Source organism: Streptomyces bauhiniae (genome assembly GCF_004784475.1).
In the GTDB taxonomy this organism is placed as follows: domain Bacteria; phylum Actinomycetota; class Actinomycetes; order Streptomycetales; family Streptomycetaceae; genus Streptomyces; species Streptomyces seoulensis.
Genome location: NZ_SRRT01000007.1, coordinates 104042 through 120977, shown reverse-complemented (window position 1 = coordinate 120977; position 16936 = coordinate 104042). Strand labels below are relative to the sequence as shown.

12 protein-coding genes are annotated in these 16936 nt (G+C 73.2%); 10 read left to right on the top strand and 2 right to left on the bottom strand.

Features of this window, described 5'->3' with window-relative positions; genetic code table 11:
• Nucleotides 1-165 precede the first annotated feature (165 nt).
• The 4 genes from E5083_RS23205 to E5083_RS23190 are packed head-to-tail and all read left to right on the top strand — an operon-like array spanning nt 166 to nt 3330.
• Nucleotides 166-696: an EF-hand domain-containing protein gene (locus E5083_RS23205; RefSeq protein ID WP_135787639.1), complete on the top strand. Its 531-nt coding sequence runs from the start codon at nt 166-168 to the stop codon at nt 694-696.
• Nucleotides 697-734: 38 nt separating this feature from the next.
• The gene (locus E5083_RS23200; RefSeq protein ID WP_135787638.1) at nt 735-1802 is read left to right on the top strand and encodes an isocitrate/isopropylmalate family dehydrogenase; all 1068 of its coding nucleotides are present in this window, start codon (nt 735-737) and stop codon (nt 1800-1802) included.
• Nucleotides 1799-2464, top strand: coding sequence for a cysteine hydrolase family protein (locus E5083_RS23195; RefSeq protein WP_135787637.1), 666 nt, complete (start codon nt 1799-1801; stop codon nt 2462-2464). Before E5083_RS23200 ends, E5083_RS23195 begins: the two co-directional genes overlap by 4 nt.
• A gap of 2 nt (nt 2465-2466) precedes the next feature.
• The gene (locus E5083_RS23190) at nt 2467-3330 is read left to right on the top strand and encodes an SAM-dependent methyltransferase (protein ID WP_341869882.1); all 864 of its coding nucleotides are present in this window, start codon (nt 2467-2469) and stop codon (nt 3328-3330) included.
• On the opposite strand, the gene E5083_RS23185 is transcribed toward E5083_RS23190, so the two are convergent.
• Nucleotides 3317-3850 (bottom strand): SUKH-3 domain-containing protein, encoded by a 534-nt coding sequence (locus E5083_RS23185; RefSeq protein ID WP_135787635.1) that lies wholly within the window; start codon nt 3848-3850, stop codon nt 3317-3319. The genes E5083_RS23190 and E5083_RS23185 overlap by 14 nt on opposite strands.
• A 62-nt stretch (nt 3851-3912) precedes the next feature.
• Nucleotides 3913-4428, bottom strand: coding sequence for a YwqJ-related putative deaminase (locus E5083_RS23180; RefSeq protein WP_135787634.1), 516 nt, complete (start codon nt 4426-4428; stop codon nt 3913-3915).
• 333 nt (nt 4429-4761) lie between these two features.
• On the opposite strand from E5083_RS23180, the gene E5083_RS23175 reads away from it, so the two are divergent.
• From E5083_RS23175 to mfd, 6 genes are all read left to right on the top strand, one after another.
• Nucleotides 4762-5763, top strand: a complete 1002-nt coding sequence (locus E5083_RS23175; RefSeq protein WP_135787633.1) for an SMI1/KNR4 family protein — start codon at nt 4762-4764, stop codon at nt 5761-5763.
• 10 nt (nt 5764-5773) lie between these two features.
• Nucleotides 5774-8131, top strand: coding sequence for an SUKH-4 family immunity protein (locus E5083_RS23170; RefSeq protein ID WP_135787632.1), 2358 nt, complete (start codon nt 5774-5776; stop codon nt 8129-8131).
• 183 nt (nt 8132-8314) lie between these two features.
• The gene (locus tag E5083_RS23165) at nt 8315-9178 is read left to right on the top strand and encodes a cellulose-binding protein (RefSeq protein ID WP_135787631.1); all 864 of its coding nucleotides are present in this window, start codon (nt 8315-8317) and stop codon (nt 9176-9178) included.
• A gap of 411 nt (nt 9179-9589) precedes the next feature.
• A complete protein-coding gene (locus tag E5083_RS23160) occupies nt 9590-10378 on the top strand; it encodes an ABC transporter ATP-binding protein (RefSeq protein WP_135787630.1) in 789 nt (262 codons plus the stop codon).
• The gene (locus tag E5083_RS23155; RefSeq protein WP_135787629.1) at nt 10375-12954 is read left to right on the top strand and encodes an ABC transporter permease; all 2580 of its coding nucleotides are present in this window, start codon (nt 10375-10377) and stop codon (nt 12952-12954) included. Before E5083_RS23160 ends, E5083_RS23155 begins: the two co-directional genes overlap by 4 nt.
• 372 nt (nt 12955-13326) lie before the next feature.
• A complete protein-coding gene (gene mfd / locus E5083_RS23150) occupies nt 13327-16872 on the top strand; it encodes a transcription-repair coupling factor (RefSeq protein ID WP_135787628.1) in 3546 nt (1181 codons plus the stop codon).
• Nucleotides 16873-16936: the final 64 nt, after the last annotated feature.

The following is a 16936-nucleotide window of genomic DNA, read 5'->3' as shown; positions in this document are numbered from 1 at the left end:
CCGGTGGCCGCTTATGTCGTGTTCGCCGTCCAATCCTCGGTACGTGCTGAATCCACCCATTGGATGAACGTGTCCGCCGTCCGGCATGCGGGGGGCTCTCCAGACGCAGTGTGTCGGTGCGTGCCGAGGGGTTCGGGGCGAGTCGACGAAAGGGTCTGGGGAGTCATGCGTACTGAGGCCATCGACCGGGTGACGCTGGTGTTCTCGCTGTTCGACGCGAACGGCAACGGTCATCTGGACCCGGAGGACTTCGAGCTGATGGCGTCGCGGGTGACGGCGGCGGCGGAGGGTTCGGGGGAGGGGGCGAGGGCGCGGATGTCGGCGGCGTTCCAGCGGTACTGGGAGACGCTGGAGGCGGAGCTGGACGCGGACGGGGACGGGCGGATCACGCTGGAGGAGTACCGGGCGTGTGTGCTGGCGCCGGAGCGGTTCTCGGGGACGGTGCGGGAGTTCGCGGAGGCGCTGGCGGCGCTGGGTGACCCGGACGGCGACGGGGCGATCGAGCGGCCGTTGTTCACGGCGCTGATGCGGGCGATCGGTTTCGCGGGCCCGAACATCGACGCGCTGTTCGACGCGTTCGAGCCGGACGGGGAGGACCGGATCGCGGTGGCGACCTGGGTGGCGGGGATCGAGGACTTCTACGCGCCGGACAAGGCGGGGATTCCGGGGGACCACCTGGTGGGCGCGGCGGTCTGAGGGACGTCGGGTCGGTTCGGGGAGAGGGGCGGTCCGGGGTGACGGTCGTGGGGCTCGCCGTGGGGCGGGGTACGGGCGCGGAGGTGGCCGGGGTCTTCGAGCGGGTGCTGGGGCATCTGGCGGGGGCGTACGGGGTGCCGGTGCGGGTGGAGCGTGCGGAGCGGGTCTACCACTCGTATGTGTCGCTGCGGGGTGAGGCGCCGGAGCGGGTCGCGGCGCTGACGGCGGAGGACGCGGCGCATTACGAGGGGTTCTGCCGGCATCTGGCGGGCCGGGGGGTCTCGGCGGTGTTCCGTACGGCGGTCAACGCGCAGTCGTTGTATCTGGTGCGGCAGCGTCTTCGTGCGGTGAAGGTGGACGGGCTGGGGGGTCCGCCGGGTGGGGTAGCGCCGGAGCTGCTGCTGGTGCGGGATCAGGCGCAGGGGTTCTACACGGGGGAGAACCGGCACGAGCCGGGGCGGGTGGTGCGGACGATGGAGTTCGCCGAGGGGATCACGAACGAGGTGATCGACTGCGCGCTGGCGCGGGCGCGGCAGGTGTGGCCCGAGGGCGGGGCGGCGCGGGTGGTGATGGCGTACAAGTTCCATCTGCTGGACGGGGCGCTGGACGACTGGGTGCGGCGGGCGGCGGAGCGGCACGGGGTGGAGATCCGGTTGTGCCAGCCGGACACGGTGAACCGGGATCTGATCGCGCACGGGCTGCCGCCGCGGACGGTGGTGGTGGCGGGGAACGAGTGGGCGGACATCATGCATGTGGTGCTGCTGGACCGGTTCGGGGGTGAGCGGCAGGAGAGCCGGTTCACGGAGAACGTGCATCTGCTGCCGGAGGTGGCGGGGCTGGTGGAGTTCCAGACGGTGCACGGCTCGGCGGACGATCTCGAGGGCCGTGACCTGGTGAACCCGGTGGCGACGATCCGGGCGGCGGCGGCCGTGGCGGAGCGGCACGCGGGGTGTGCGGGGGCGGTGGCCGCGGTGGAGGGCGCGCTGGCGGGGCTGGCGGCGCGGGGGGTGTGCACGGCGGACGTGGGGGGTTCGGCGTCGACGGGTGAGGTGGTGGCCGGGGTGCTGGCGGGGCTGGGGGCGGAGGCGCTGGTGGCGGGGGCGTGAGCGGGTCGGTGCTGGTGGTGGTCGACCTGCAGAACGACTTCTGCGACGCGTCGGCCGCCGCCCGCCACGGCAGCGATCCTCAGGTGGTGGCGGATGCGGCGGGGGCCGCGGCCGGGGTGGTGGAGCAGGCGCGGGCGGCCGGGGTGGAGGTGGTCTTCGTCCGCTTCCTGGGCGACGTCGAGCATCAGGGGCCGAGCTGGCGGCGGCGGGACCGGGCGCGGCGCAAGCGGCCGAAGTGCCTGACGGGCAGTCGGGGCGCGGAGTTCCACGGGGTGGTGCCGGCCGCGGGGGAGCGGGTGTTCACCAAGTACGCGTGTTTCGACGCGTTCCTGGCGGAGGGGTTCGAGCGGTATCTGCGGGAGCGGGGGGTGGTGCGGCTGGTGTTCGCGGGGGTGTTCACCGATGTGTGTGTGGATGCGACGGCGCGGACGGCGTTCCAGAAGGGGTTCGAGGTGTCGGTGCTGACGGACTGCACCACGCCGTTGCATCTGCCGGAGCCGGTGATCCTCACGTTCATGGAGCGCGTGTACGGGGCCCGGCTGACGACGCGTGCGGACCCGGAGCTGTGGGCCGCGTGTCCCTCGACCGAGGAGGAATCATCACGACCGTCCATGCGGCCGGCCGGTCCGGTGCCGGTGACTTCGGAGTCGACGCCGGGGTAGGGGTGACCGCGCTGCTGGTGGCGGCGGCGCGGGCGATCGAGGCGCGCCGCCCGGACGCGCTGGCGCGTGACCCGTACGCCGAGCGCTTCGTACGGGCGGCGCCGGTGTCGGCGCGGTGGCCGGTGTCCCCCGAGGAGGTGCCGCGTGGGGACGCCGATCCGGTGTGGGGGCGCCTGGCCCGGTACTTCGGGCTGCGGACGCGGGTGCTGGACGACGCGCTGCGCGCGGCGGCGCGGGCCGGTACCCGGCAGTTCGTGCTGCTGGGGGCGGGCCTGGACACGCGCGCCTTCCGCCTGGACTGGCCCTCGGGCAGCACGGTGTGGGAGGTGGACCGCCCCGGTGTGCTCGGCTTCAAGGAGCGGGTGCTGGCCGAGGCGGGCGCGGTGCCGTCGGCCGGGCGGGTACCGGTGCCGGTGGATCTGCGCGGGGACTGGGCGGCGGCGCTGCTCGGCGCCGGTCTGGACCCGGGGCTGCCGGTGGCGTGGCTGGCGGAGGGGCTGCTGCTGTATCTCCCGGCGGACGCTGAACGCCAACTCGTCCGGACCGTCGACGAGTTGAGCGCGCCGGACAGCATGCTCGGCTACGAGGTGAAGCTGCTGAAGGAGGCCCGCGCGGTGCGGGACAGCCCCGTGTACGCGGAGGCGCGGGAGCGGCTGGGGGTGGATCTGCTGGCGCTGTTCGACGGTGATCCGCGTCCGGACTCGGCGGCGGATCTGGCGGGCCGGGGCTGGCGGACCGAGGTGGGGACGCCGTACGACCATGTCCGCCGGTATGGGCGGGGTCCGCGGCCGGAGCCGGACGACGCGCTGGCCGCCAACCGCTGGGTGTTCGCGGTGAAGGGCGCGGCGGGGGTCAGCCGGTGGTGAGGCGGACGGGCTGGGTGCCGGCGATGAGCGCGGTCAGCGCGTGGTCGATGTCGGGGCCGAGGTACCAGTCGCCGGTGTGGTCGAGGGTGTAGACGCGGCCCTGGGTGTCGATGGCGAGGAGGGCGGCGGTGTCGGTCTCCTCGCCCAGCGGGCTGAGTTCGGTGGCCAGGGCGCGGCCGAGGTCGCCGAGGGTGCGGGCGAGGTGCAGGCCCTGGAGCGGGTCGAGGTGGAGGTTGGCCGGGGCGATCTGGCGGCCGGTGCCGGTGGGGGTGATGTGGAGTCCGCCGAACTCGGCCCAGGCTTCGACGGCGGCGGGGAAGACGGCGTGCCGGTGGCCTGCGGGGGAGAGGTGTTCGCGCAGGGTGTCGGCCCAGATCTCGGCCTGCTTTATGTCCCAGCGGCCGGGGTGCCAGCCCGCGGTGCGCAGCGCGTTGTCGACGGCGCCGGGGAAGCGGGGTGCGGTGCCGCCCGGCCCGTGGGGTGCGGTGAGCCGGGGGGAGGAGGTGCGGTCGGAGTGCATCTGCCCTGTCGAAATCGGTTGTCGTGCTGGTGAGCTGAGTACGTGGCCCGGCGGGAGCGGGTTCAGTCGCCGGTGGTGGCCGGGTCGACGATGCGGACGCCGAAGTGGGCGCTGAGCGCGGCGCAGGCGCGGCAGGGGGTGGCGAAGCTGCCGTGCAGCGGGTCGCCGTCCTCGCGTATGCGGCGGGCGGTGAGCTTGGCGTGCTTCAGGGACTTGCGGGCCTCGCCGTTGGTCATGGGGCGGCGGGCGGAGCGCCGGCTGCGGGTGGCGTCGGCCGCGGTGAGGTGACGGGAGATGAGGATCGTTTCGGCACACCGTCCGGTGAAGCGGTCGCGCTGGCCGCTGGTGAGGGTGTCGAGGAAGTCCTGCACGAGGTGGTGCAGGGGGGTCGGCTGGTCGCCGCGGGCGGCGGTGCCGGTGAGGGTGGCGCCGCGTACGGAGAGGGCGGCGGCGACGGCGGGCAGGATGCCGTCGCGGCGGTGCAGCAGGGCGGGGGCGGGAGGTTCGCTGCTGTCGCTCCAGCCGATGCGGGGGTCGCCGGCCCGCACGTCGGTACCTCCGGTCGGCATCGTGTTCATGGTCGTCTTCCCTCCCCTGGGCCCTCGCCCGGAGGACACAGAGTGCCAAATGCCGTGGCGGCTGCGGAAGCTGGGGCGGTGCGACACGCTGGGGCGGAACTCCGCCGTCACGTGCGGTGACGGTTGGTCACACAACTGACGGGCTCTCGCGGGGGTGTTCGAGAGGGCGGGGCGGAGGGCCGGGGTCCGGTGGGCCGGTGACCGGTGTACGCGTACCGCATAGGCTGTCGGCACCGCGCCGGGGCGCGGGCAAGGGCGTCGGTGACGTTGAAGACAGTCGGATACGGGTCGGGGCGTCCCGGCTCGTACAGAGTGCCGCAGGGGGCAACCGCCATGACGACAGGTCGGCTCGGGCAGGAAGCCGCGCCGCCGAACGCGGCCTATGCCGGGCAGGTCGTGCACTTCCCGGACCCGGTGCGGGCGGCCCGCCATCCGCGCGGCGTACGGATCGACGAGCACGGTCATCCCGACTTCTCGCCGTACGCGCGCGCGGCGGCCGAGATCGCGGAGCCCCCGGAGGGGTTCGGCGTCGACGAACTGCGGCTCACGGACTACGTGTCGGCGAACGCGGTGCTCGCGGCGTCCGGGCACGAGCTGTGGGACACGGTGCCGGAGGTGGCGACGCCGCACGGCTGGACGTGGCACCACGTCGCCAACTCCCGGCGTCTTGAGCTGATCCCGGTCGAGGTGAAGGCGCTGCTGCGGCACCACGGCGGGGTGGCGACGGCGGTGGTGGACCACGCCAAGCGCGGTACCCGCCCGCTGAACGAGACGCGTCCGGCGCACTTCGCGCTCCCCAAGTCCGGGATCGCGGTGACGGAGTCGCAGGTGCAGGGCGTCGAGGAGGACCTCGGCTACCGGCTGCCCGGCGCCTACCGGTCGTTCCTGAAGGCGGCCGGCGGCTGCGCCCCGGTGGGCGCGGCGCTCGACGCCGAGCTGGGCCTGCTGCTGGACCAGCCGTTCTTCACCGTCCGCGACGAGGCCGCGGTCAACGACCTGGTGTACGTGAACAAGTGCCTGCGCGACCACCTCACCAAGGACTACCTGGGCGTCGCGTTCGTCCAGGGCGGTCTGGTCGCGGTGAAGGTGAAGGGCGAGCGGGCCGGTTCGGTGTGGTTCTGCGCGTACGACGACGTACGAGACACCGACCCGTCGTGGTCGGCGGCGGAGCGCGTGGAGCGGCTGCTGCTGCCCTGCGGGGACGACTTCGACGCGTTCCTGTCCCGGCTGGCCGGTGATCCGCCGGAGCTGGACACGGTGGCGAGTCTGATGGTGGACGGCGGCTTCGCGCACGCCGTCCCGGTGTCCGCGGCGTCGGCGCCGGCGGGGGAGTGAGGTCCGGGTCATGGTGACGTTTGCGCGCGCGCAGGAGCGCGGCGAGGAATGGATTAACGGGGACGTCCCGGCGTACCAGCACCGCGAGGTGCGGGTGCGGGAGTTCGACCTCGGGTTCGTGGTGTGGGGCGAGGACCGGGCCGACGGCCCGCGTTCCGACGCGGGCGGCCAGCGCCTGGTCATCGCCCGGGACAGCGGCGAGGCCACGCTGTGGCCCGCGCTGCCGGTGGGCGAGGTCGTCCGCCGGTACGAGGAGCTGTACGGCCGCCCCGACGACGTCGAGGACGCGGTGCCGGTGCCGCCCGCCGCGCGGGTGGACCTCAACCAGACCTCGTTCCTGCTGAGTCCGCCGGAGTGGCTGCAGGAGGCGGCGGACAAGCTGGGCATCCCGGACCGGCGTCAGGGTGCCGACACGGGGTCCGGTCAGGGTGCGCCCTCGGTGCCGGCTCAGGGTTCTTCCCCGGGGCTCGCCCAGACGCAGGCCGGCCTCCCCGCCGCCGCCCCGGACACCGGGGCCGCCTGGCCCGCCGCCCAGGGCGACGCGGAGGAGGAGCGCCGCGACGGGGACACCCCGTGGGCCGGTACGGACACCAACGGCGACGGCGAGGACCGTTCGGTGCCGCTGCCCGCGACGGTGTTCGCGCCGCCGGTGCACGACGGCACCCCGCCCCCGCCCGCCGCCGCGCCGGACGCCAAGACGGCCCTGATGTCGGGCGGCAGCCAGCTCCCGCCGACCGCGGTCGCCCCTGCGGTGGACGGCACCAAGACGCCCGCCCAGGGCACCGGTACTCCTCCCGCCCCGGCCCGGCCGCTGCCGCCGAACGCCGGTGACATCGCCGACGCCGCGACCAGCAAGGCCGCCCCGCCGCCCCGCAAGCCGCGCGGCAACGCCCTCCCGCACCCGCCGGGCGCCCCCGGCACGCCGGGCGGCGCCGCCGAGGGGTACGTACCGACGCAGCTTGTGTCCTCGCTCGACAGCCCCTCCGGGCCGGAGGGGGCACCGCAGCCGCCGAACGCCCCGGCGCCGCCCCGGCCCGCCGGAGCGCCCGGTGCCGTGCACCATGCGGAGACCGTGCTGTCCCCGCCCTCGCCCGGCGGCCCCGGCGTGCCCCCGCCGCCGTCCGCCCCCGGCACGCCCCCCGCGCCCGGCACCCAGCCGACGGCCGGGATGCCGCCCGTACCCGGCATGCCGCCCGGCCCGCCGCCCGCGCCGCAGCCGATGCCGCACGCGGGTCCGCCGCCGCAGGGCGCGCCCATGCCGCCGCCCGGCGCCATGCCTCCGCCCGGAGCGATGCCGCCCCCGGCCGGTGCCATGCCGCCCCCCGGCGCGATGCCCCCGCCCGCCGCGCCGATGCCGGGGCAGCCCGGCGCGTACGGGTATCCGCCGCAGGGGCAGCCCATGGTGGGCCCCGGCTACCAGGCGGTGCTGCGCTACCGCGCCCACGACGGCTCGGAGCAGCAGCTCATCCGGCGTTCCGCGCCGGGCACCCCGCACCCGGAGTGGCAGATCTTCCACGAGCTGCGCGCGATGAACGTGCCGCCGGACCAGGTGCTGGAGCTGCACACCGAACTGGAGTCCTGCGAGCTGCCGGGCGCCTACTGCGCGCGGATGATCCGGGAGCAGTGGCCGCAGGCGCGGATCGCGTCCATCGCGCCGTACGGAACCGACCATGCGAGCCGGCAGGAGGGCATGCAGGAGCTGCTGGCCCATCAGGGCGAGCTGCACCAGGTCGCGGACGGCCCCGCGCGGCCCGCGCCGGTGCGGGCGCCGCTGCCGCCGGTGCCGCCCGTGCCGCCGATTCCGCCGGAGGGCATCGCGCAGGAGCTCGCGGCGGTGTTCGGTCCGGGCGTGTACCGGTTCGAGCAGCAGGCGGTGGCCCGGCAGGGCGTGCCGCCGGTCGTCGCGCACACCCTGGTGGTGGCCGGACTCCCGCTGGACATGGGCCCGTTCTTCTGGGCGCAGGCCCAGCCGGGCCGTCCGGTGCCGACGCTGGCGGAGCTGGCGGCCGAGCGCGGGGTGGCCCCGGCCTCGGACGCGGGGTCCTACCTGGTGATGGGCACGGACTTCGGCAAGGCGATCTGCGTGCAGTACGGCACCGCGAACATCGTGGCCGTGCCGGTGGAGAGCGGGCCGGGCGGGGCGCCGGTGCCGCCGCAGTTCGTCAACTCCGGGCTGCCCGAGTTCGCCCGCTGCCTGGCGCTGCTGGGCCGGATGTGGCGGCTGCGGTACGGCCTGAACCAGGAGCAGGCGGCCCGCTGGACCGTCGACTTCCAGGCCCAGCTCGCCGCCCTGGACCCGGCCGCGCTGGCGTCGCCGGAGAGCTGGTGGTCGGTGCTGCTGGAGCAGATGTGGGACGGCCTGCTTTAGCGCGCGCCGCCGCTCAAACATGGGGCCCTTCACCGGTTCGGGTGAAGGGCCCTTTGGCGTTTCCTGTCCGCTCCTGACCAAGTGGTGTCTGCGGAGTGTCGCGTTATGAGCGCGTATGACCAGACCGGCAGGATATGCGGGAAATCGTCCTGTCGGGTAGGTCCGGCGGAGAGGGGTCCGAAGGTGAGCGGCACAGCGAGGACACCGCGGGGTTACCGTCCCGACCAGGTCGACGCGTTCCTGACGGCACTCTCCCGCGACCGGGACGCCGCCTGGGAGCGCGCGGCCCGGCTGACCGTTCTGGCGAGGCGGATGGAGGCCGAGTCCGCGCGGCTCCGGGAGACGGCCGCGGGGCTGGCCCCGCAGGAGTACGACACCCTCGGCGAGCGCGCCCGGTACGCCTTCGGGCTGCTGCGCGAGGAGGCCCGCGCGGTGCGCGAGGCGGCCCACGAGGAGGCCCGGCACGAGGTGGCGCGGGCCGAACAGGACGCGGCCGGCGCCGTACGGGCCGCGCGGGAGGCGGCGCGGGCCCGGTGCGCCGAGGCCGAGGAGGAGGCCGTACGGCTGCTGCTGGCGGCGCGTACCGAGGCGGACCGGGTGCGGGTGGGCGCCCGGCGCGAGGTGCGGGAACTGCGCGGGCGGGCCCTCGCGGTCCTGCGCGAGGCGCGCGCCCACGCCGCCGCGCTGCCCGCCGTACTGGAGACCGAGCGGGCGGAGCGCCGGGCGGCGGCCGAACGCGCGGACGCGGAGCGGGAGTCGGCCGCCGAAGCCCGCCTCGCCGAGCGGACCGCCCGCGCGGAGGCCGAACTCGCGGCCGCCGGGCGGGCGCTGGAGGAGGCGGCCGTCCGGGCGCGGCACTGCCAGGACGAGGCACGCGCGCGTGCCGCCGAGATCCTCGCCGGGGCCCGCCTCCGCGCGGAACGCACCGCCCGCGAGACCGAGCGCGTCCTGCGCGAACACAGCGACACCTGGGACGACGTCCAGGCCCAGACGAGCCGCGTGCGCGACCGGCTGACCGAGCTGACGGGGCGGGCCGCCGCGCGGTGACGTGGGGTCATGTCGGGGTGCCCGTAGGGGGCGGGTTGACCCTGACGCGGCGTAAGGGTGGAGGCTGACCGGGGTCGGGGGTGGACACGACCCTGAGAACGGCTCCACCCGTCGGTGGAGTACCCCTAGGGGTATCTCCGTACGAGGGCTCGGGGAGGGTTCGTCCCCGCGGAGGACGAGGGCGGGCGTGCCCCGTCCTTAGTCTGTCTTTATGCCGCCAGGGGGGCGGCTGGCCGAACCCCGGGGGTAGGGATTTCCCCCCGGGAAACGGGGGCCCGCACCAGCGTGCGGCACCCCCCGCCACGGCCAGACTCAAGGCGTAGCGCACGGACGTACCGGCCCGCACCACTCCACTCCCGCATCGCACCGCGATCCAGGGTGCCCGCGATCGACCCGCATAGGAGACATACCGTGACATCGGCTGTGACCATTCCCAGGCACGGGGGCACTGGAGGGCCTACGGCCGTCGCCGCACGAGCGCGGCAGGTCGTGAAGGCATACGGGGCCGGGGAGACCCGCGTCGTCGCCCTCGACCATGTCGACGTGGACATCGCCCGCGGCCAGTACACCGCGATCATGGGCCCCTCCGGGTCCGGCAAGTCCACCCTGATGCACTGCCTCGCCGGTCTGGACACCGTGACCAGCGGTCAGATCTATCTGGACGACACCGAGATCACCGGCCTGAAGGACAAAAAGCTCACCCGGCTGCGCCGCGACCGGATCGGCTTCATCTTCCAGGCGTTCAACCTGCTGCCGACGCTGAACGCGCTGGAGAACATCACGCTGCCCATGGACATCGCCGGCCGCAAGCCCGACAAGGCGTGGCTGGACCGGGTCGTGGAGACCGTCGGACTCAAGGACCGGCTCAGGCACCGGCCCACCCAGCTCTCCGGCGGCCAGCAGCAGCGTGTCGCCGTGGCCCGCGCGCTCGCCGCCCGGCCGGAGATCATCTTCGGTGACGAGCCGACCGGAAACCTCGACTCCCGCGCCGGCGCCGAGGTCCTCGGCTTCCTGCGCCGCTCGGTGGACGAGCTGGGCCAGACCATCGTCATGGTCACCCACGACCCCGTCGCCGCCTCCTACGCGGACCGCGTGCTCTACCTGGCCGACGGCCGGATCGTGGACGAGATGCTCAAGCCCACGGCCGAGCAGGTCCTGGACCGGATGAAGGACTTCGACGCGCGGGGGCGCACCTCATGACCGTCCTGAAGACCTCGCTGCGCAACTTCCTGGCGCACAAGGGCCGGATGGCGCTCTCCGCGATCGCGGTCCTGCTCTCGGTGGCGTTCGTCTGCGGCACCCTGGTGTTCACCGACACCATGAACACCACCTTCGACAAGCTCTTCCAGGTGACGTCCTCCGATGTCACGGTGAGCGCCAAGGGCGCCTCCGACACCGGGGAGACCACCTCCGACACCGGCAAGCCGCCGGTCCTTCCCGCAGCCGTGGTGGGCAAGATCGAGCGGGCGCCGGGCGTGAAGTCGGCCGAGGGCACCGTGTTCTCCACCTCGGTCACCGTGGTCGACGGCGACAAGGAGAAGCTGTCGCCCACCAGCGGCGCCCCGACCATCGTCGGCAACTGGAACGCCAACGACGCCCGCACCATGAAGATCACCACCGGTGCGGCGCCGAAGGGGTCCGGCCAGATCATGGTCGACGCCGACACCGCGAAGAAGCACCACCTGAAGCTCGGCGACGACATCGGGGTCATCACCGCCGTCGGCACGCACCACGCGCGCGTGTCCGGCATCGCCACCTTCACCGTCACCAACCCCGGCGCGGCGATCTTCTACCTCGACACCAGGACCGCCCAGCAGGCCCTGGTCGGCCGCACCGGCGTCTTCACCAACGTCAACGTCACCGCCGGCCAGGGCGTCACCGACGCCCGCCTCAAGCGGGACGTGAGCGCCGCCCTCGGCACCGGCTACAAGGTGCAGACCGCCAAGGAGGTCGCCGACGCCAACCAGCAGGACGTGAAGAGCTTCCTCGACGTCATGCGGTACGCGATGCTCGGCTTCGCCGGGATCGCCTTCCTGGTCGGCATCTTCCTGATCATCAACACCTTCTCGATGCTGGTCGCCCAGCGCACCCGCGAGATCGGCCTGATGCGGGCCATCGGCTCCTCCCGCCGCCAGGTCAACCGGTCGGTGCTGATCGAGGCCCTGCTGCTCGGCGTCGTCGGCTCCGTGCTCGGCGTGGGCGCCGGGGTCGGGATCGCCGTCGGCCTGATGAAGCTCATGGGTCAGATCGGCATGCACCTGTCCACGGACGATCTGACGGTCGCCTGGACCACCCCGGTCGCCGGTGTGGTGCTCGGCGTCGTCGTCACCGTCCTCGCCGCCTATCTGCCGGCCCGCCGCGCGGGCAAGATCTCCCCCATGGCCGCCCTGCGCGACGCGGGCGCCCCGGCCGACGCGAGGGCCGGCGTGATCCGCGCGGTCATCGGCCTGGTCCTCACCGGCGCCGGTGCCGCCGGGCTGGCCGCGGCCGGCACGAGCGACCACGCCACGACCGGCTCGGCCTGGCTGGGCCTCGGCATCGTGCTCACCCTGATCGGCTTCGTGGTGATCGGCCCGCTGCTCGCCTCCGGCGTGGTGCGCGTCCTCGGCGCGATCGTCCTGAGGGTCTTCGGGCCCGTCGGCCGCATGGCCGAGCGCAACGCGCTGCGCAACCCGCGCCGCACCGGCGCGACCGGCGCGGCCCTGATGATCGGCCTCGCCCTGGTGGCCTGCCTGTCCGTGGTGGGCTCGTCCATGGTGGCCTCCGCCACCGACCAGCTCGACAAGACGGTGGGCGCGGACTTCATCGTCCAGAGCGACAACGGCTCGGTCATCACCCCGCAGGCCGTGGACGCCCTCAAGAGCACGCCGGGCCTGGAGCGGGTCACCGAGTACAAGATCCTCCCGGTGACCATGACCACGCCGGACGGCAAGGTCTCCAAGAACGAGTCCCTCAACGCCGCCGACCCCTCCTACGCCGAGGATCTGCGCACCAAGACCGTCCAGGGCGACCTCGCCGACGCCTACGGCGCCGACTCCATGTCCGTCTTCGCCGGCTTCGCCAAGGACCACGGCATCAAGCTGGGCTCCCAGGTCGACGTCGCCTTCAAGGACGGCCGCACCGCCAGGCTGACGGTCCGCGCGATCACCAGCGACGAGGTCGTGGTCGACAAGGGCGCCATGTACGTCTCCATCGCCACCGCGAAGAAGTACGTACCGGCCGACAAGATGCCACTCGACCTGCTCTTCTTCGCCACCGCCAAGGAGGGGCAGCAGGACGCCGCGTACAAGGCGCTCAAGGCGTCCCTGCACGACTACCCGCAGTACACCGTCCGCGACCAGACCGACTACAAGCAGGCCCTCAAGGACCAGATCGGCCAGCTCCTCAACCTGATCTACGGCCTGCTGGCCCTCGCCATCATCGTCGCCGTCCTCGGCGTCGTGAACACCCTCGCCCTCTCGGTGGTCGAACGCACCCGCGAGATCGGCCTCATGCGAGCCATCGGCCTCTCCCGCCGCCAGCTCCGCCGCATGATCCGCCTGGAGTCGGTGGTGATCGCCCTCTTCGGCGCGCTCCTGGGGCTTGGGCTGGGCATGGGCTGGGGGGCCACTGCCCAGAAGCTGCTGGCCCTCCAGGGCTTGAAGGTCCTGGACATTCCCTGGCCGACGATCATCACGGTGTTCATCGCCTCGGCCTTCGTGGGGCTGTTCGCGGCGCTGATCCCGGCGTTCAGGGCGGGGCGGATGAATGTGCTGAGCGCTATCGCCACGGAGTAGGGGGACTGAGGGTGGTCCGGTGCCGGGAGCTTGGGGGCTCCCGGCACCGGCGTGTTTGGGGGCGCGTGTGTTCGGGCAGCTCCGGGAACGAGCCCATCCCACCCGACCGCGACGGCCGCCTCTCAGCCAACCGAGCCCGGACTGAGCCGCTCGCCTTTTCAGCCAACCGAGACGGGTGGGCTGGGTGGGAAAGCGGGGGTCCAGGGGGCAGAGCCCCCTGGTACGCGAGCTGCAGCACAGGCCCCCCAGGAAGCAGACGTTATCCACAGCCCCCGCCAAGCCAGAGCGCAGCGACGTACGCTGGGAAGACCCCCGGCCCGTACGACGAGTCGGGCGATTCGCGTTCCCACCCCCAGGACGGAAAGCCCCTCCATGAGCCTGCACGGTCTGCTCGACGCCGTCGTCAAGGACCCCGCCCTCGCGGAAGCGATCACCGCGGCCACGGACGGCAACCGCCCCCACATCGACCTCGTAGGCCCCCCGGCGGCCCGCCCCCTGGCGATCGCAGCCCTCGCCCGGGACACCACCCGCCCGGTACTCGCGGTGACGGCGACCGGCCGAGAGGCAGAGGACCTGGCGGCAGCGCTCCGCTCCCTGCTGCCCCCCGAGGGCGTGGTGGAGTACCCCTCCTGGGAAACCCTCCCGCACGAACGCCTCAGCCCCCGCAGCGACACCGTCGGCCGCCGCCTGGCCGTACTGCGCCGCCTGACCCACCCCCGCCCCGACGACCCCGAGACCGGCCCCGTCTCGGTCGTCGTCGCCCCCGTCCGCTCCGTACTCCAGCCCCAGGTCAAGGGCCTGGGCGACCTGGAACCCGTCTCCCTGCGCACCGGCCAGACCGCCGACCTGAACGAGATCGTGGAAGCCCTCGCCGCCGCGGCGTACGCGCGCGTGGAGCTGGTCGAGAAGCGCGGCGAGTTCGCCGTACGCGGCGGCATCCTGGACGTGTTCCCGCCCACCGAGGAACACCCCCTGCGCATCGAGTTCTGGGGCGACGACGTAGAGGAGATCCGCTACTTCAAGGTCGCCGACCAGCGCTCCCTGGAAGTCGCCGACCACGGCCTGTGGGCCCCGCCCTGCCGCGAACTGCTCCTCACCGACGACGTACGCGCCCGCGCGCGTGCCCTCGCCGAGGAACACCCCGAGCTGGGCGAACTGCTCGGCAAGATCGCCGAGGGCATCGCCGTCGAGGGCATGGAATCCCTCGCCCCCGTCCTCGTCGACGACATGGAACTGCTCCTCGACGTCCTCCCGAAGAACGCGATGGCCGTGGTCTGCGACCCGGAGCGGGTCCGTACCCGCGCCTCCGACCTCGTCGCCACCTCGCAGGAGTTCCTCCAGGCGTCCTGGGCGGCCAGCGCGGGCGGCGGCGAGGCGCCCATCGACGTCGGCGCGGCCTCCCTGTGGTCCATCGCGGACGTACGGGACCGCGCGCGCGAGCTGGACATGATGTGGTGGTCCGTCTCGCCGTTCGCCGCCGACGAGGAGCTGGGCGGCGACACCCTCAAGCTCGGCATGCGCGCCCCCGAGACCTACCGCGGCGACACCGCCCGCGCCCTCGCCGACACCAAGGGCTGGCTCTCCGACGGCTGGCGCACGGTGTTCCTCACCGAGGGCCACGGCCCGGCCGCCCGGACCGTCGAGGTGCTCGGCGGCGAGGGCATCGCGGCCCGGCTGGACGCCGACCTCGACGAGCTGAGCCCGTCCGTCGTCCATGTCTCCTGCGGCTCGATCGACCACGGCTTCGTGGACCCGGCGCTCAAGCTGGCCGTCCTCACCGAGACCGACCTGACCGGGCAGAAGGCCGCCGGCCGCGAGGGCGCCCGTATGCCCGCCCGCCGCCGCAAGGCCATCGACCCGCTCACCCTCGAATCGGGCGACTACATCGTCCACGAACAGCACGGCGTCGGCCGCTACATCGAGATGGTGCAGCGCACCGTCCAGGGCGCCACCCGCGAGTACCTGGTCGTGGAGTACGCCCCCGCCAAGCGCGGCCAGCCCGGCGACCGGCTGTACATCCCCACCGACCAACTGGAGCAGATCACCAAGTACGTCGGCGGCGAGGCCCCCACCCTGCACCGCCTGGGCGGCGCCGACTGGACGAAGACCAAGGCGCGCGCCAAGAAGGCCGTCAAGGAGATCGCCGCCGACCTGATCCGGCTCTACAGCGCCCGCATGGCCGCCCCCGGCCACGCCTTCGGCGGCGACACCCCCTGGCAGCGCGAGCTGGAGGACGCCTTCCCGTACGCGGAGACCCCGGACCAGCTCACCACCATCGCCGAGGTCAAGGAGGACATGGAGAAGTCCGTCCCCATGGACCGCCTGATCTGCGGCGACGTCGGCTACGGCAAGACCGAGATCGCCGTCCGCGCCGCCTTCAAGGCCGTCCAGGACGGCAAGCAGGTCGCCGTCCTGGTGCCCACCACCCTGCTGGTGCAGCAGCACTTCGGCACGTTCTCCGAGCGGTACTCGCAGTTCCCGGTCAAGGTGCGCGCCCTGTCCCGCTTCCAGACCGAGACCGAGGCCAAGGCCGTCCTTGAGGGGCTCAAGGACGGCTCGGTGGACATCGTCATCGGCACCCACCGCCTGTTCTCCTCCGAGACCAAGTTCAAGGACCTCGGCCTGGTCATCGTCGACGAGGAACAGCGCTTCGGCGTCGAGCACAAGGAACAGCTCAAGAAGCTGCGCGCCAACGTGGACGTCCTCACCATGTCCGCCACGCCCATCCCGCGCACCCTGGAGATGGCGGTCACCGGCATCCGTGAGATGTCCACCATCACCACCCCGCCCGAGGAGCGCCACCCGGTCCTCACCTTCGTCGGCCCCTACGAGGAGCGGCAGATCGGCGCCGCCATCCGCCGCGAACTCCTCCGCGAGGGCCAGGTCTTCTACATCCACAACCGGGTCGAGTCCATCGACCGCGCGGCCGCCAAGCTCCGCGAGATCGTCCCCGAGGCGCGCATCGCCACGGCCCACGGCCAGATGTCCGAACAGGCCCTGGAACAGGTCGTGGTGGACTTCTGGGAGAAGAAGTTCGACGTCCTGGTCTCCACCACGATCGTGGAGTCCGGCATCGACATCTCCAACGCCAACACCCTGATCGTGGAGCGCGGCGACAACTTCGGCCTCTCCCAGTTGCACCAGTTGCGCGGCCGCGTCGGCCGTGGCCGCGAGCGCGGGTACGCCTACTTCCTGTACCCGCCGGAGAAGCCGCTCACCGAGACCGCGCACGAACGGCTCGCCACCATCGCCCAGCACACCGAGATGGGCGCCGGCATGTACGTCGCCATGAAGGACCTGGAGATCCGCGGCGCGGGCAACCTGCTCGGCGGCGAGCAGTCCGGGCACATCGCGGGCGTCGGCTTCGACCTCTACATGCGCATGGTGGGCGAGGCCGTGGCCGACTACCGGCGCCAGTTGGAGACAGGCGAGCACGGGGCGGGAGGCGTGGAGGAGGCGCCGCTCGAGGTCAAGATCGAGCTGCCGGTCGACGCGCACGTCCCGCACGACTACGCGCCGGGCGAGCGGCTGCGCCTCCAGGCGTACCGGTCCATCGCCTCCGCCAACTCCGAGGACGACATCAAGGCCGTCCGCGAGGAACTCACCGACCGCTACGGCAAGCTGCCCGAGCCGGTGGAGAACCTGCTGCTCGTCGCCGGACTGCGCATGCTCGCGCGGGCCTGCGGGGTCGGCGAGGTCGTCCTCCAGGGCCCCAACATCCGCTTCGCGCCGGTGGAGTTGCGCGAGTCGCAGGAGCTGCGGCTGAAGCGGCTGTACCCGGGCTCGGTCATCAAGCCGACCGCGCACCAGGTGCTGGTGCCGCGCCCCAAGACGGCCAAGGTCGGCGGCAAGCCGCTGGTCGGCCGGGAACTCCTGGGCTGGGTAGGGGAGTTCCTGGCGTCGATCCTGGGGTCCTGAGCAAGACCTTCAGCGGGCCGGGGGAGCGCTGGTTCCCTCGGCCCGTTCCGCTGCCCGGGTCCGG

Coding starts and splice junctions, on each gene's coding strand:
- E5083_RS23205 (WP_135787639.1), top strand. CDS start 166: ATGCGTACTGAGGCCATCGACCGGGTGACGCTGGTGTTCTCGCTGTTC.
- E5083_RS23185 (WP_135787635.1), bottom strand. CDS start 3,850: ATGCACTCCGACCGCACCTCCTCCCCCCGGCTCACCGCACCCCACGGG.
- E5083_RS23180 (WP_135787634.1), bottom strand. CDS start 4,428: ATGAACACGATGCCGACCGGAGGTACCGACGTGCGGGCCGGCGACCCC.
- E5083_RS23175 (WP_135787633.1), top strand. CDS start 4,762: ATGACGACAGGTCGGCTCGGGCAGGAAGCCGCGCCGCCGAACGCGGCC.
- E5083_RS23170 (WP_135787632.1), top strand. CDS start 5,774: ATGGTGACGTTTGCGCGCGCGCAGGAGCGCGGCGAGGAATGGATTAAC.
- E5083_RS23155 (WP_135787629.1), top strand. CDS start 10,375: ATGACCGTCCTGAAGACCTCGCTGCGCAACTTCCTGGCGCACAAGGGC.
- mfd (WP_135787628.1), top strand. CDS start 13,327: ATGAGCCTGCACGGTCTGCTCGACGCCGTCGTCAAGGACCCCGCCCTC.